We start from the raw sequence: 15,968 nt of genomic DNA, 5'->3' as shown, positions 1-15,968 counted from the left end.
TTTTGTAGGGTCGTCAGGATTCCAAACACGTAAATATGTCCATTCAGATACTTTACCGCTTTTATATTTTTTAGTTCTAGTGTATGAGGTAGCTACTCTACCGGTAGCAGCGCATTTAAATATACCTCTAAACAAAAATTCTTTACCTCGATATTGAAAAGGTTTTTTATTCCAGCCCATTCTAACAGCCTCACATGCTTTAAATGTTTCTTTAGTAATAATAGTTTCGTGACAATGTGGTAATATTTCCCCTTTAAAGCGCATTTCACCATAGTAAAAAGGATTCTGTATTAGCCTATGAATCACTGACTTTGCTATAGGTTGCCCTGTTTTAGTACGTAAACCCCATGCTTTCGCTTTGATTACTAATTGCCCTAGAGTATAGTTACCTGTTGCATATTCTTCAAATAGTTTTTTAATTATAGGTGCATTAATAGGATCAGGTACTACTACCCCTCTACCTCTTTCATCCCTTGCGTTTAAGTAACCAAAAGGAGCATATGCAAACCATTCCCCGTATACTTCCACTTTATGTTTTAAACTCTTTTTAACAGTTTCACTTAATAAATCAGTTTGAGATTTAGCAAAAACAACTCCTATTCCCCACATAAAAAATTGATGAGAACTTGCATTTTGATCAATAACGTACCCCTCACTATTAAAATGTAGTTCTAATCTACTTTGTTTTATAAGCTCATCTAGTATTGGTGTTTCGGTTTGCCTACGTTGTAAACGATCTACCTTGTCTATAATAAGTGCTATCGGCTCACGTTGTTTTTTTATACATTTTATTATTTCCATGAACTGTTTACGATTACCTCTGCTTGATGACTCAACTATTTTAAAACGCTCTATAACTTGTAAATTTTTTCGTTCACAATATTTTTCTAATCTATCTTCTTGTACTTCTAACGAATAACCGTCTTCTTGATCTCTAGATGATACCCTTGACAATATTATTGCTTTTATTGCTTTATTACTCATATTATTTTACCTCCTGTTTTGTATTTTTGCCTTTATAACATTCCAAGGTATATTTAAGAACAAACGCAGCAACGCTTAACAAGTCGTTTTGAGGAAAATCCGAGTTATAAAGTTTTAATTCTTGGCTAGATTTTCGGTAGATATCAACCTTTATTAATTTGGTTAGCGATAAAGTACCGAGTACTGAAAAAAGTATTATACTATGAGGGATATTTAATAATTTATCTTCAACTAGGGCAGTAACCGATCCGACAGGCTCGCACATCATCTCATCAATTAATTTATGTAAAATAGGATAATCAAACGATCCTTTATGTTCTATGATTTTTAACAATGTAAAATTATGTCGGTGGCAGTAGTCAGTAATGAGGTTTTGTCGATGTTTGCGACTTGCAGAATTTGAAAGGGCTTTTAGAAAAATTATTGCTTTGTTATTGTTAGTCATTTTGGTTTACCCCGTTTTGATTAAACTTATTGAGTTAAGTTTTAACCACCACAGAATTTATTAACCTATGGTGGCCGGGGAGGTAAGAAAACCGCCTAAGACAGTTATAATGGCTTTTAGGTTTAAAGTTTGCACTTTAGACCCTGAACATGACCAAAATCGCCCCGACCGTAGGGTCGAGGGTTTATATCATTTATACGGCAGATACTACCGCTTAGGATAGAGGTTCTTACACCCCAGAAAAGCTTTGCAGCTATTCCAGTTATGATTTTATACTCAACTCCCCGAAAAAGTCAACTCGCTTTATTATTTTCTTTCTCTTTTTCTAAACGCATTTGTACCTCCATAATAATTTTCATGAATTCAATTAATCTTCTTGCTGCTTCGTGTATTTCAGCTTCAGGTAATTTATTGTTGTACATTTTCCTTATTTTTTCTAAAATTGAGTTATATATTTCCTCACTGCTGCGTTTATCTTGCATAATTAAGTGAGCTTTGTTATGGGCATTTTCATATGTTATTTCTGTATTTGTCATAATAGTTTTCCGTTGTTGTATTTTACTAAAACATAATCCATTAAAGCCAAGCTATCGGCTTCGTTATCGTCTACAGGGTTAAAACCTTTATCCTTTATTGCATCGATTACGTCATATTTATTAGCGTTGCCTTTGCCGGTGATATGTTTCTTGATAGTACCGACCGGCACGCCTTTATAAGCTATTTGATGATGTTCACAAAAAGCCGTTAGATGAGCAAGAAAGCCGCCGTATTTATGAGCGGCATCTATTCCTTTGTGACTGCGTACCGCTTCAAAATAAACTTCATCAAAGCCGCCTTCACTATTCTTAAGGTCTACTAACCATTTCTTAAAACGTAAAAACACCATTCCGCTCCCTTCAAATTTGTTGGGTTTAAAATCTATCATCGACATTTTAAAGGTGCCGATCGGGTTACTAGCAAAATATGACGTTGAAGATTTACACCGGCATTTAGTACAAGCTACCGAAGAGCTAGAAAAAGCTAAGCGGCTCAAACAATGGCTACAATCGGCAATAGCTCTTAAATATGAGGCGCGTATACAAAATAAACGCCTGTATTTAGAGAAGGATACCGGTGTTGTTCATTATGAGGATAAAGGCTTTAAGATAACTAGCGACGTACCGAAAAAAGTTGAGTGGCAGCAAAGCGTACTTAGTAAAATTGCCGGCAATATACTAGCCAGAGGGGGAAAGTTATCGGACTATATTGAAGTTCATTATCACGTGCCGGAAGCTAAATATAACAGCTTATCGCAAGTATTTAAGGATATGCTGCTACCAGCCAGAATAATTAGACTCGGTAATCCTGTTTATAAGCTTACTAGATTAGATAAGGAAGGGCTAAATGAGGAGGTAGTTTATGAGTAAATTACCGATTATTAGCGCCGACGAACGTTTAGCAGAGAAGCGAGGCATTAAGGGCTGTATCTTCGGGGGGTACGGCATCGGTAAGACAAGCCTACTGTGGACTTTGCCGCCTGAAAGTACTTTATTCTTTGATTTAGAGGCTGGGGATTTAGCCGTAGAAGGCTGGCAAGGTGATTCTGTTAGACCTCGTACATGGCAGGAATGTAGAGACTTTGCCGTATTTATCGGCGGTGCTAATCCTTCTGTTAGGGACAACGGCATTTATGGCAAAGCACATTATGAAGATGTTTGCCGTAGGTTCGGGGATTCTGCCGCTATTGATAAATACGAAACTATCTTTATTGACTCCATAACGTTTGCAGGACGCTTATGTTTGCAATGGTGTAAATCTCAACCGCAAGCCGTTAGCGAGAGAACCGGCAAGGAGGACATGCGGAGTATGTACGGCTTGCACGGTCAAGAAATGATCACCTGGCTAACGCATCTACAACATGCCAGAAATAAAAATATCTGGTTTGTCGGGATATTGGAAGAGAAGCAAGACGAATATAATCGTCGGACATTCGGCTTGCAGATAGACGGCAGCAAAACTGCTAATGAGTTACCCGGAATAGTTGACCAGGTTATTACTATGGCACAGGTAAAAACCGAAAACGGGGAATCTCGGAGTTTCATCAATCACACTTTAAACCCTTACGGCTACCCTGCTAAAGATCGGTCGGGGAAGCTGGAAATGATCGAGCCGCCGCATTTGGGTAATTTAATGGACAAAATCAAATCACATAACCCGTCGTCATTGCGAGCGACTAAAGGGAGCGTGGCAATCTCATAAAATTAAAACTAGATTGCCACGTCGCTACGCTCCTCGCAATGACGAGCTTTTAAAAACAACAATTAATTAAGGAGTAACATTATGAACTATTACGATTTTAATACTGCGACTAATCAAGCAAACTTTGATTTAATCCCGAAAGGGACAATAGCCAAGGTAAATCTTAGAATAAAACGCGGCGGTTATAACGATGAAGCTCAAGGCTGGATAGGCGGTTATGCTACTCGCAACAATATAAGCGGAGCGATTTACTTAGATTGCGAATTTACCATTTTGTCGGGTGAATATGCTAAGCGGAAAATTTGGAGCATGATCGGACTTTATAGTGAGAAGAACAATAATAGCTGGGGCGATATAGGTAGGGGGGTTATTCGCTCTATTCTTAACTCTGCCAGAGGTTTTAGCAATAAGGACGATTCAGTAGCAGCACAAGAAGCTCGCAAGATTAACGATTTTAGCGAATTAGACGGATTAGAGTTTGTAGCTAAGATTGATATAGAGCTTGACAGTTTGGGGCATGAGAAGAATGTAATTAAAGTTGCTGTAGACCCAAGCCATAAGGATTATGCAAAGTTTATGGATAACAACGCTGACATAACTGATATAGCAGAGTGGAGGTGATTATGTTGAATTTTAATCACAAAAACGTCAGCTTAAATGCAATAACGGAGCAAGTAAATAAACATATAGATATGGGGTTATGGTTTAAGCATCAAATGGAGCCGGCACGTAAATATCTAGGGGCATCTCGTTTGGGGATGCCTTGCTCTCGGGCGTTGCAATATGAGTATATGGCGGCAGAAAATAACGAGAGCTACCCCCTTGACGGTCAAACCTTACGTATTTTTGAAACGGGGCATGTATTCGAGGAGCTAGCCATTAGATGGTTACGATTTTCGGGGTTTAGACTTGATACTAGAGACGAAAACGGGCAGCAATTCGGCTTTAAGGCGGCACACGGTAAGATTGCCGGACATGTCGACGGGATTATTACGGGAATACCTTTGACCTTGACGCTAAAGTTACCTTGTCCGATGCTATGGGAGGTTAAAACGATGAACGGCAAAAACTGGCGGGAAACAGTTAATAAGGGTTTAGTATTATCTAAGCCCGTATATGCTGCACAAATTGCTCTTTATCAGGCTTATATGGAAGAGACTATTACAGGTATTTCCAAGAATCCTTGTTTATTCACGGCAATTAATAAAGATACTTCGGAACTATATCATGAGCTTATCCCATTTGATACCGAATTAGCACAGAGGATGAGCGATAAGGCTGTTAATATTATTAAATCAACCGAAGCGGGGGAAACATTACCTAGGGGCTTTAGTAGTAAGGAGGTTTTTGACTGCAAAATATGCCCTTATCAAACTAAATGCTGGGGGGATTAAGCCGTGAGTGAAATCTTACCCGTAAAAGATGATATTAAGGCTTATTTTTGGATGGTATTCGGTTATTTAGACGGATTAATTCCGTTACGATCGTTTCAAGAGAAAGGGGGCGGAACTAATAAGCCCCCTGCTAATATTTGGATTGAAGCAAATGACGATATGGCTGTTAATGCTCTAAATTTTGCTATGACAACAAACCAACGACAAACGGCATTTTACGTAATTCCTGGAGCGGTTGCAGAACACGGGCAAGCTTCTAGCGGCGATATATTACAAATGCAAGTGCTGCTAATCGATATTGACGACGGGGATACCGAAAGCAAGTTAGCATTACTTGAAAACGCTTTAGGTAAGGCTAGCATGGTTGTTGAGTCGGGAGGTATGACTAGCGAGGGACATACTAAGCTGCATGTTTATTGGCAATTAATGGAGGCTGCGAGCGGTGAGGAGTTAAAACAATTGCTAGAGCTAAGGCACAAAATAGCTTTAGCCGTGGGCGGTGATACAAGCTTTAAATCGGCGCATCAACCAATTAGGGTAGCAGGCTCGGTTTATTACAAAGGCGGAGTTGCGAAGCTTGTTAAAATTAGGTCGTATAGTCGTATAGAGTATACGCTTGAGGAATTAGTAGAGGGAGTTAAAAAGTTAATTGGCGTTAATACTTTAGATCTCCAGAATTTTACTAAAAACTTACCAAACATTAACAATACTTCCTTACCTTTTAATAATATTTTGACAAGCAAAGTGTATGAAGGCGGCAGCGGTGAAGCTAGCCGTTTCAACCGATTAAGCAGGATAATAGGCTACTGGTTGCGCCGCCTTCATGATGGATTAATTACCGAAGCGCAAGCCTTGGAGGAAATACATAGTTATAATTTAGCCAATGTTGTTCCTTCTTGGTCTCTAGAAAGAATAAAACAAGAGGTTAACGGCTTATGGAAATTACATTTAAAGAAATACGGCGAGCCTCGGAAAATACTAGAAGCTGTTAATAATGCTAAAGCAATTAAAAGCTTTTCGCTAAGGGCTTTTTTAGACGATCAAAGTGAATTGCCGCAGGATTTAATAGCACCACGTATATTAACGCCTGGAGGGTTATTTGTTTTCGGCGGTGCGCCAAAAGTCGGCAAGAGTGATTTTTTATTATCGTTATTCGTGCATCTAGCGGCAGGTGTAGAATTTTTAGGATTCAAGCCTAGTAAGCCGCTAAAGATTTTCTATTTTCAGACCGAGGTAGATTACCATTATTTGCGTGAGAGATTACAAAATATGCGATTATCTAAGGAGTTAATAGATAAGGCGCAAGATAATTTATATACTACGCACAGTAATAAGGTGTTGTTAGACGAGAGCGGTACAAATGCCGTAGCCGAGCATATTAAGGAAAAATTAAACATAATTCCCGATATTATAGCAATTGACCCATTGCGCAATGTTTTTGACGGCGGTAGAGACGGAGCTACGGAAAATGAAAACCAGGCAATGATATTTTTTTTGCAAAATAGGATTGACGTACTCCGAAATAAAACAAATCCTAATGCCGGCGTTATTTTAGTTCATCATACTAAAAAAATAACACATACACAGTTTGAGGAAGACCCGTTCCAAGCGTTCAGCGGTGCAAGTAGCTTGCGAGGTTACTACACTACCGGAGCATTGCTGTATAAGCCTGAACCGGAAAATGATAACAAGCACCTAATATTTGAGCTACGTAACGGCAAAAATATTCCTACTAAGATAATTAATAAAACTAACGGTTTATGGACTGAAGTAAATCCTTTAAATATACCGGTTACTAATCAACATTACAGTACAAGGCTTAATGCCGAACGAGACCGCCGAGATCAGCTTATTATGGATATTTTGCAAGAAGAAGCACAAAAAGGACGTGCGTATTCAGTTAGTGCTTTTTGTGAAGCTTTTGACAGTGAGAGGGCTTTAGGTAGCAGAGAGTCTATTAGATCGAGAATTAAAGTTTTAACACGAAAAGGCTATATAAAGTTTTTTAAAAACACTATGGATTATGGTTTTGGTAAATGTACCTCTAATTATGGTTTAATGTGTTTTGAAAATATGCAGCTAGTTAAAAAACGCGGCAAGATACAAAACGTTTTTCCTACTCATTATTTACATCATGAATTCGAGGAATTATATCCGGTAGAAAACTCTGAAATTTGGAAAATTTATAAAGAAGAAATTGAATATAAAGAATTTACCGAAAACCAAGTTTAAAGTGTGATCCGTAAACTTGAAAGCCGTGGAACAGGCTAATATATAAGGTTTCTTGAAGTTTACAGTTAAGTTTACGGCAAGTTTACGGAGTACTTGGAAACTTGAAATTAATAAAAATGAAAAAAGCCGTGGAACACGCAAGAGAACAAGGCAAACTAGGAATTTCAAGTTTACGGAATGTAAAAAATAAGCCGTAAACTTCAATCTCTCAAAACCCGCAGAGAATCAAGGATTTAAAGGGATTCAAGTTTACGGAATGTTTATTTACAAAAAATCAAGTTTGGAACCGCTACAAGCCTATTAGTTATTAGGGTTTAAAGGGGGTATTTCAAGTTTGGGAAATAACCCCCCTATACTTATAGTATAGGACTATAAAAGTCTTTATACGCAGTATTAGGGTTTCGTGCGCAGGGGGATTTATGAAAATTAAACACGACAATAAAAAATCATGGAGGCAAAAATGAAAATAGCAAAAACGACAGAAATATCAAAACACGACAAAAGACCGATAGCGAAATTTTACCGCTGCCATGCAGAGGATATAAAAAACGGTATCACGCTTGATAGATGTCGAGGTATCAGCTACGAGCAGTTTAGGGCAGCTGATCGGTTAGTGAGCAACTATGAGCGAGCTTTTAACTTACGAACAGGCGGCAGCGTGATTAACGCCGAGAGAATTAAGCAGATCAAGAACGGCTATAATTCCGACAGGGTTGAAAGGCAACTAGACGCACTGCATAGCCACAAGCTGGTATTCGGTAGTCTAAACAGGAAATCGCAGGAAATCATTGAACATTTTTGCTTGAAGGAGCTACCAATGCGGCAGTTTGAATTGAAGCAAATACCGCAATGGATTAAAGGAGCAGGTACAACCAGATTACGTGAAGCTCTTGATGATTTAGTTGAAATCTACCAAAAATTATCGGTAAAAGGTAAGGAAAACGCTAAAAAATATAACCGGCAGTAATTAGTTTTGCAGGTTGTTTAGCTAAGTAAAAAGGTTTTAAGAGAAAATTTTATAACTGTAAGTAACTAGTGCCTTTCCCCCTATTGCTATCAGGAAAACCTCGGTATATAATAATCTGTAAGAATAAAATTAGTAGAGCAACAGGCAAGGTTTAATATGGCAATAATTAGGGAAGAAGTTAGTAATAGCGATTTAGAGCAACTATTACCGCCGATAGCAATTAATGCTAATAAAGATGATATAAAAGCAGTAAAAACAGCCGGATTTGATAGCTTAACTTTTTTGGTGTTAGTAGGAGCCTCAAGCGGTCAGTTAAATAATGATCGGTACATACAAATCAAGCTGCAACACTCAAACGATAAAGAGGCTAATTTTGTAGATTGCAGTGATAAAGAAGTAGTAAGTAACGAACAAAATCACGGCAATATAATTGAGCTAAAAGCAGCTCCCGACATTAACACAAGGTTTATGATGGGTTATATCGGAGCTAAAAATTATGTTAAACCGGTAATAACTACAACTGCAGAATTTGGGAATCAAGGAGTGATAATAGGCATTGCCGCTTTATTACAAGCTCCTAAATATAAACCGGTATCACTTGAGGAACTATTCGGAATATGAGTTTTGAGATCGCAGTAATAAACAATATCAAACATCTTGAGCGTTATATGAATGACCTAGAGAAAAAGCAGTTGCCGTTTGCTACAAGCCTTGCTTTAAATAAAATAGCGGTATTATCGCAAGAAACAATTTGCAAGGCTATTCCGCGCATCTTCAATAATAGCAAGAAATGGTGGGACAAGCACCAAAGAACCGGTATAAAAGTTGAGTTTGCAACCAAATATATACGGAGTTCCGCAGTTTATACTAGAGCGCATTTTGCGGGTATCCAAGAAGAAGGCGGCATAAAAAAACCTTATTCAGGCAAACTGATTGCTGTTCCAACAGCTAATGTACCAAAGAAACTACGGGCTTCTAATGCTTTAAGGAAAGAAGAAGGTAATAAGAATATCTTTAAGCTCGGTAAATCAATATACAGACGGCTTGGCGCTGGGCGGTTACAGCGTCTATACACCCTAACACCCAAGGCTAATATTAAACCCCGCTTTGGCTTTAAGAACATGGCTGTATCAACGTTTAACAAGCAGTTTGATAGAGTATTTACCGAGAGCTTTAATTATGCATTAGACACCGCCAAATAAAACAAAAGGTACTTCCTGCCCTTTTAGCTTGCGGGTAACGCCCCACCCCACACCTTCCCTAGCGGCAGAATAAAATAAGCGATTTCGTTTTTTTATTTACAAAGCATTATAATTTATAACGGTTTCAAGGTTAAAATGACTCAATACACAGTTTTAGAATTAGCAGAATGGTTAAATTTAACCGATAGAAGAATACAATTATTGGTAAAAGATAAAGTTATACCTAAACCCGATAAAGGAAAATATGACTTAAAAGCTTGTACTCAAAAATACGTTAAATATTTACAGCAACGAGCATTTGGTAAAACAGGGACTGATTCAATTGATCAGCATGCAGAAAAATCTCGACTTATAAAAGCGAAAGCAGATAAGGCAGAGCTTGAAGTACAAATATTGGAAAGTAAATATATGGAAGTGTCTGAAGTAGAATTTGAGTGGAGTAATTTAGTATTAGCCTTTCGTTCAAAGATGCTGGCATTACCGACTAAATTAGTCAGATCACTTGCCGAAGCAGGCGGTAATTTTGTAGAAATTGAGAAAATATTAGAAACAGAGATATACGAGGCGTTATTAGAGCTTAGCAAATATGAGCCGGAAGAAGAATCAGATAACGGGAACAATCAGCAGCAAGTTAGCACCGCCGCCGAAACTGACAGTATCAGCATGGGCTGATAGTTATCGCAAGCTATCTAGTGAAGCAAGCGCAGAGCCTGGAAGTTGGAAAACTGCAAAAGCCCCGTATCAACAAGCTATTATGGATGCACTGAATGATCAGCAAATAGAGATGATTGTTGTTATGTCTTCAGCTCAAGTGGGTAAAACGGAAATCATCAATAATATAGTGGGGTTTCATATTCACCAAGACCCCGCACCGATGCTAGTAGTGCAACCGACCGAGAAGCTAGCGGAAAGCTGGTCAACTGATAGGCTCTCGCCCATGCTACGGGACAGTGAAGTATTTAAGAATTTAGTTAAAGACCCACGAAGTAGAGATTCCGGCAATAAGATTTTATATAAAAAATTTCCAGGCGGTCATATCACTATGGCGGGTAGTAACTCACCGTCTTCCCTGGCAAGTAGACCTGTAAGAATAGTACTTTGTGACGAAGTTGATCGATATCCGGCAAGTGCCGGAGCTGAAGGCGATCCCGTTAATCTAGCTAAAAAAAGAGCTACTACCTTCTGGAATCGTAAAATAGTCCTAACCTCCACCCCGACCATCAAAGATTTAAGCCGAATTGAACAAGCATATTTACAGAGTGATCAAAGGCGTTATTACGTACCTTGCAAGTATTGCAATGAGTATCAAACGCTAAAATGGTCACAAGTTAAATGGGATGAAGGTAAGCCTGAAGAAGCTTATTATGTGTGTGAAATAAATAATTGTATTTTGCAAGATACAGACAAACAACAAATGCTAAAAAATGGCGAGTGGCGAGCTGAAGGAATAAGCGGGAATGTCGCAGGCTTTCATTTAAGCGAGCTTTATTCCCCATGGGTTAGTTGGAGTAAAATAGCCTGTGAGTTTCTGAAAGCAAAGCTAATGCCCGAAACCCTTAAAACCTGGGTAAATACTAGTTTAGGTGAGACATGGGAAGAAAGCGGCGACAGCGTTGATGAGACTAATTTACTTTCTCGTAAGGAAAATTGGGGCGTTTTAATTCCAAAAGAAATTGTCATAATTACTGCCGGCGTAGATGTACAAAATGATCGGCTAGAAATGGAAATAGTCGGCTTCGGGATAGGAGAAGAGAGTTGGTCACTTGATTATCGAGTAATTTACGGCGACCCTGCACAAAATCAAGTATGGGATGATTTAGATAATATATTAGAAAAACAAATAGAAAATAATATAGGCGTTAAATTACGTATCACTTGCGTTTGTATCGATTCAGGGGGACATCATACGCAAAGCGTTTATTCTTACTGCAAAAAAAGACAGCTACGGCGAATATTTGCCGTTAAAGGTTCTTCTGTTACCGGAAAGGGTTTAGTAAGCCGTCCTTCGATTGCTAATAAAATGAAAGTTAAATTATTTTCCATCGGCACGGATACAGCAAAAGAAATGATTTACAGCAGGCTTAAAATTACAGAACCCGGTAGCGGTTATTGTCATTTTCCGGCTATTTATGATGAGCAATATTTTAAGCAGTTAACAGCCGAGAAATGCGTAACTCGTTATAATAAAGGTTTTCCTGTTCGTAAATGGGAAAAACCTAGCGGCAGACGTAACGAAGCCTTAGACTGCCGAGTTTATGCGCTTGCTGCACTGCATATATTAAATCCTAATTTAGAAGTTTTGGCAAATAAAATGCAAGAAGCTAAGCCTGAAATTAAAGAAGAAAAAGAAGAGCTACTTACTTCCTATATTCCGCTAAGAAAACCCCGAATAGGCGGTTTTGTTAAGAACTGGTAAATAAATAAAATGACTATTGCAAATATTGAACCTACAAGCTTTACAGTCGGTGAAACTGTGCAGTGGCAGAAAGAAATAGTTAATTATCCACCTAAAGACGGCTGGCAGTTAATTTATTGCTTCCGTAATTTTGAATATAGATTTGAAATTAAAGCGGAAGCCCGGGAAGTCCACTATATCATTCGTTTAAGCTCTGAAGATACTAGCAAATATAAACCGGCTATTTATTGGTGGCAGTCACGAATTATCAAAGAAGAAATGCAATATGTGCTAGAAAACGGCGAGTTTGTCATTAAGCCTAATCTAGCTTTGCTTGATTCTTACGACGGTCGTAGTCATGTTAAACAGGTACTCGATGCATTAGAGGCTACGATTCTTGGTAAAGCTAGTCGAGATCAGCTTTCTTACTCGATTAGCGGCAGAAGCCTATCACGATTAAGTCCGACAGAGTTACTAAAATGGCGAGATATCTATAAAGCTGAATATGCTAGAAATTTACAAGAAGAACAGCTTAATAAAGGGTTTAGCAGTAGCAACCTTATTAAAGTTAGATTCGGTAATCCTTAAATATTCCATCGTCATTGCGAGGAAAAACGTAGTTTTGACGAAGCAATCCAGGAAAAAATAGTAAAGAATACTAGGGATTTTATTATTTTCTGGATTGCCACGCCGCTTGCAGCGGCTCGCAATGACGTTGCAGGTATCCACGCAACAATGCCTCCTCGCTATGACGATTTTTACTTAATATGAAATTCCCCAATTTATTTAATCTATTCAAGCGTCCACCGCCGGTAAAACGCCAATATAGCGCCGCAAATATAAATAGGCTCACTAGTGACTGGATAACAAGCGGTTTGTCTGCCGACGCCGAGCTTTATAAGAGTTTGCGGTTACTGCGCAATAGGTCACGAGAGCTATGTATTAATAACGATTATGCCCGCAGGTTTTTAAAGCGCACTTCAACGAATGTAATAGGTAATAGCGGGATTCGTTTACAGGTTAGAGCCGTAGACAATAGCGGCAATTTCTTAAGCGGTATAAATAACCAAATAATGGCGCAATTTGAAAGCTGGAGTAAAAAAAATAATTGCACCGTCGACGGCAGGTTATCCTGGATTGATTGCCAGCGTTTGTTTTTGGAATCCGTAGCTAGAGACGGCGAAGTAATTATCCGGCTCGTTAAAGGTTTTGATAATGGGTTTGGCTTTGCGCTGCAATTTATCGAAGCCGATCATTTAGACGAAGAGCTAAATAAAACCCTAACGGATGGCTCTTATATAAGAATGGGTATTGAGTTTAACAAATGGAATCGCCCCGTTGCTTATCATCTACTTACTTCACATCCTGGCGAGCTATTTAAATGCAGAGAAAATAAAAAATATCAACGAATCCCTGCCGGTGAAATCATCCACGCTTTTATAATCGATCGCCCTTCGCAAAGTCGAGGCGTGCCTTGGATGCATAGCGCAATGTTAAGGCTTCGTATGCTGGCAGGTTATGAAGAGGCGGAGCTAGTAGCGGCAAGGGTCGGAGCTTCCAAAATGGGTTTTTTCGTCTCACCGGACGGCAGCGGTTATTTAGGTAGTGATGACGGGCGAGGCAATAAACTAATGGAAGCAGAACCGGGAATTTTTGAGCAATTACCTTCGGGAATGGATGTTAAATTATTCGATCCAAACCATCCGACTTCTAGTTTTGCCGATTTTGAGAAGTCAATACTTAGAGGCATTGCTAGCGGTCTTGATATTTCCTACGCCACCCTTGCAAATGATTTAGAAAATGTCAATTTCTCATCAATCAGGCACGGTAGTTTAGAAGATCGCGATAGCTGGCGAATGCTGCAAAACTGGCTGATAGAACATTTTTGTAATCCGATATTTGAAAGCTGGTTGTTAATGGCGATTACTAACAACAAAATCCCTATCTCGATAGGTGAATTTGATCGTTACAACAAACCGATATGGCGACCTCGCGGCTGGGCTTGGGTTGATCCGTTAAAAGACAATCACGCTAATCAAATTGCAATAGACCAAAAAACTCGAAGCCGCAGCCAAATAGTAGCCGATCAAGGAATAGACATTGAAGAGCTATTTAAACAAATAGTTTTTGAAGAGGAACTCGCTAAAAAATACGGATTAAATTTAAATAAGGAGCAAGAAACTAATGACCGACAAGAAATTACAAATGATGAAACAGATGAATAATTTAAATGTTCGAGGGATAATTGAGAGGCGCTATGCTAATATGCCGGTGCTTAATATCGAAGAAACAAGGAATCGCCGATTTTGGATTACTTTTTCTAGTGAAGAACCGGCAGAACGATTTTACGGTCTTGAAATACTTGACCATAAACACGGAAGCGTGCAGTTAGATTGGCTTAATTCAGGTAGTGCGCCGCTACTGCTTGACCACGATACTACTAAGCAAATCGGCGTCATTGAGGCAGCCGAGCTTACAGGTGACGGCAAAGCTAGGGCAAAGGTACGTTTTAGTAAAAGTGCCTTAGCTGAAAGCATTTACCAGGATGTGCTTGACGGAATTAGGAGTAATATTTCGGTGGGATATCGCTATCTACAAACCGATATAATTTTAGAAAAAGAAGCAAAAGGCAGTAAAGCGGCAGTATTTAGAATAAAGACCTGGGAACCTCTAGAGATATCAGTTGTTTCAATTCCTGCCGATCCGACTGTCGGCATTGGTAGAGCTAAAGAAAAGCAAGATAACAAAGAACCAAAGAAAACAATTAATTATAAATATGGAGTAAGAAGTAAAATGGCAGATGAACAAATAACTACTGAAAATACAGCAAATAATTTTATCAATGAAGTAAGAACAATAAATAATGTTAATACCGAACAAATTACCAAAGATGTCAGACAAAATGAAACTGCTAGAATAAGTGAAATATTAGCTTTAGGTGATAAGCATAATATGAAATCAGCTGCAATGGAATTTATCCGTGAAGGTAAAAGTTTAGATGCTTTTAGGCAGAAGATTTTAGAAAATCTAAGCTCCGCCCCTATTACTATCACCACCTCTTCACCCGACCGGACAATAATCGGTATGAGTGAGCGGGAAGCCCGTAGTTTTTCAATACTTAAAGCAATTAAAGCAGCAGTTGCCGGCAACTGGAAAGGCGCAGAGTTAGAGCGTGACGCTTCAACTGAAATAGCAAAACGAGTGGGGCGAGAACCGGCTAGCTTTTTTATTCCGCTCGACGTAATGCTAGAAAAAAGAGATTTGCAAAAACTAACCAATATTGCCGGTGGCTATTTAGTAGGTACGGACTATTTAAGCAGTAACTTTATCGAGTTATTACGTAACAAAATGTTAGTGCAGCAAATGGGCGCAAAAGTTATGAGCGGCTTACAAGGCGACATAGCAATACCTAAACAAACGGGCGGTGCAACTGCTTTCTGGGTAGCAGAAGGACAGGCACCACAGCATTCGCAGCAAATATTCGGACAAGTAACATTATCGCCTAAAAGCATTGCCGCTTATACCGATTTCAGCCGCAAATTAATATTACAAGCAAGTCCCGATATTGAAAATTTAGTGCGGGATGATTTAGCAACGACTATAGCACTTGAGATTGATAGAGCAGCTATAATGGGAAACGGGCTAGGAGCAGAGCCTTTGGGCATTCTGAACCACAATATAAACAAAGTAACTATTGCCGATGAAGAGCAAATTGATTGGGATAAAATTGTTGATTTAGAAAGCGCGTTAGCCTCCAAAAATGCCGATATCGGTACGCTTGGTTATTTATGTAACGCTAACTTACGCGGTCACCTAAAACAAACGGAAAAAGCTGAAAATACGGCACAATTTATCTGGGAAAGTCGAGGCGCGGCGGCAGGATTCGGCTATCTTAACGGCTACCGAGTCGGCACGACTAACCAAATGCCGGCAGATACTTTATTATTCGGTAACTTCGCCGATCTAATTATTGGGCAATGGGGCGTGTTAGACGTACTAGTGGATCCATACGCTTTAGGTACTAGCGGCGGCATAAGAATAAGGCTTATGCAAGATATCGACATCGCTATTAGACATGCCGAATCTTTCGCCGTGGCGAGGAAATAACATT

16 protein-coding genes and 1 pseudogene are annotated in these 15,968 nt (G+C 39.0%); 13 read left to right on the top strand and 4 right to left on the bottom strand.

What is annotated here, in order from left to right; genetic code table 11:
* Window positions 1-246 precede the first annotated feature (246 nt).
* The 4 genes and pseudogenes from AAGD64_RS10635 to AAGD64_RS07675 form a co-directional block, all read right to left on the bottom strand.
* Window positions 247-984: pseudogene (locus AAGD64_RS10635) on the bottom strand (recombinase family protein); the annotation flags it as partial.
* 1 nt (window position 985) lies between these two features.
* Window positions 986-1,429, bottom strand: a complete 444-nt coding sequence (locus AAGD64_RS07685; protein ID WP_341792991.1) for a hypothetical protein — start codon at window positions 1,427-1,429, stop codon at window positions 986-988.
* A 293-nt stretch (window positions 1,430-1,722) separates the two neighbouring features.
* Window positions 1,723-1,965, bottom strand: a complete 243-nt coding sequence (locus tag AAGD64_RS07680) for a hypothetical protein (RefSeq protein WP_341792990.1) — start codon at window positions 1,963-1,965, stop codon at window positions 1,723-1,725.
* Window positions 1,962-2,360, bottom strand: a complete 399-nt coding sequence (locus AAGD64_RS07675; protein WP_341792989.1) for a hypothetical protein — start codon at window positions 2,358-2,360, stop codon at window positions 1,962-1,964. The genes AAGD64_RS07680 and AAGD64_RS07675 overlap by 4 nt, the downstream gene beginning before the upstream one ends.
* 7 nt (window positions 2,361-2,367) lie before the next feature.
* Between AAGD64_RS07675 and AAGD64_RS07670 the strand changes: the two genes are divergently transcribed.
* The 13 genes from AAGD64_RS07670 to AAGD64_RS07610 all read left to right on the top strand — a co-directional run bounded on the left by AAGD64_RS07670 (window position 2,368) and on the right by AAGD64_RS07610 (window position 15,964).
* Window positions 2,368-2,835: a hypothetical protein gene (locus AAGD64_RS07670; RefSeq protein ID WP_341792988.1), complete on the top strand. Its 468-nt coding sequence runs from the start codon at window positions 2,368-2,370 to the stop codon at window positions 2,833-2,835.
* Window positions 2,828-3,667 carry an ATP-binding protein gene (locus tag AAGD64_RS07665; protein ID WP_341792987.1) on the top strand — a complete coding sequence of 280 codons (840 nt, stop codon included), beginning with the start codon at window positions 2,828-2,830 and terminating at the stop codon, window positions 3,665-3,667. The genes AAGD64_RS07670 and AAGD64_RS07665 overlap by 8 nt, the downstream gene beginning before the upstream one ends.
* Window positions 3,668-3,748: 81 nt before the next feature.
* Entirely contained in the window at window positions 3,749-4,288 is a 540-nt protein-coding gene (locus AAGD64_RS07660) for a hypothetical protein (RefSeq protein ID WP_341792986.1), read from the top strand.
* Between the two features lie 2 nt (window positions 4,289-4,290).
* Window positions 4,291-5,061 (top strand): hypothetical protein, encoded by a 771-nt coding sequence (locus tag AAGD64_RS07655; protein WP_341792985.1) that lies wholly within the window; start codon window positions 4,291-4,293, stop codon window positions 5,059-5,061.
* Window positions 5,062-5,064: 3 nt separating this feature from the next.
* The gene (locus AAGD64_RS07650) at window positions 5,065-7,293 is read left to right on the top strand and encodes an AAA family ATPase (protein WP_341792984.1); all 2,229 of its coding nucleotides are present in this window, start codon (window positions 5,065-5,067) and stop codon (window positions 7,291-7,293) included.
* Window positions 7,294-7,753: 460 nt separating this feature from the next.
* The gene (locus tag AAGD64_RS07645; RefSeq protein WP_341792983.1) at window positions 7,754-8,260 is read left to right on the top strand and encodes a hypothetical protein; all 507 of its coding nucleotides are present in this window, start codon (window positions 7,754-7,756) and stop codon (window positions 8,258-8,260) included.
* A 156-nt stretch (window positions 8,261-8,416) separates the two neighbouring features.
* Window positions 8,417-8,881, top strand: a complete 465-nt coding sequence (locus AAGD64_RS07640; protein ID WP_341792982.1) for a hypothetical protein — start codon at window positions 8,417-8,419, stop codon at window positions 8,879-8,881.
* Window positions 8,878-9,462 (top strand): hypothetical protein, encoded by a 585-nt coding sequence (locus AAGD64_RS07635; protein WP_341792981.1) that lies wholly within the window; start codon window positions 8,878-8,880, stop codon window positions 9,460-9,462. Before AAGD64_RS07640 ends, AAGD64_RS07635 begins: the two co-directional genes overlap by 4 nt.
* Before the next feature lie 135 nt (window positions 9,463-9,597).
* Window positions 9,598-10,134 (top strand): hypothetical protein, encoded by a 537-nt coding sequence (locus AAGD64_RS07630; RefSeq protein ID WP_341792980.1) that lies wholly within the window; start codon window positions 9,598-9,600, stop codon window positions 10,132-10,134.
* Entirely contained in the window at window positions 10,049-11,878 is a 1,830-nt protein-coding gene (locus AAGD64_RS07625; RefSeq protein WP_341792979.1) for a phage terminase large subunit family protein, read from the top strand. The genes AAGD64_RS07630 and AAGD64_RS07625 overlap by 86 nt, the downstream gene beginning before the upstream one ends.
* Window positions 11,879-11,887: 9 nt before the next feature.
* Window positions 11,888-12,445 carry a hypothetical protein gene (locus AAGD64_RS07620; protein ID WP_341792978.1) on the top strand — a complete coding sequence of 186 codons (558 nt, stop codon included), beginning with the start codon at window positions 11,888-11,890 and terminating at the stop codon, window positions 12,443-12,445.
* Between the two features lie 179 nt (window positions 12,446-12,624).
* On the top strand, window positions 12,625-14,082 hold the full coding sequence (locus AAGD64_RS07615; protein WP_341792977.1) for a phage portal protein: 1,458 nt from the start codon (window positions 12,625-12,627) through the stop codon (window positions 14,080-14,082).
* Window positions 14,042-15,964, top strand: a complete 1,923-nt coding sequence (locus AAGD64_RS07610; RefSeq protein ID WP_341792976.1) for a phage major capsid protein — start codon at window positions 14,042-14,044, stop codon at window positions 15,962-15,964. The genes AAGD64_RS07615 and AAGD64_RS07610 overlap by 41 nt, the downstream gene beginning before the upstream one ends.
* The last annotated feature ends 4 nt before the right edge of the window (window positions 15,965-15,968 follow it).

It is taken from the genome of Rickettsia endosymbiont of Ceutorhynchus obstrictus (genome assembly GCF_964026565.1).
In the GTDB taxonomy this organism is placed as follows: Bacteria; Pseudomonadota; Alphaproteobacteria; order Rickettsiales; family Rickettsiaceae; genus Rickettsia.
This window is presented reverse-complemented; position numbering and strand designations above follow the sequence as displayed.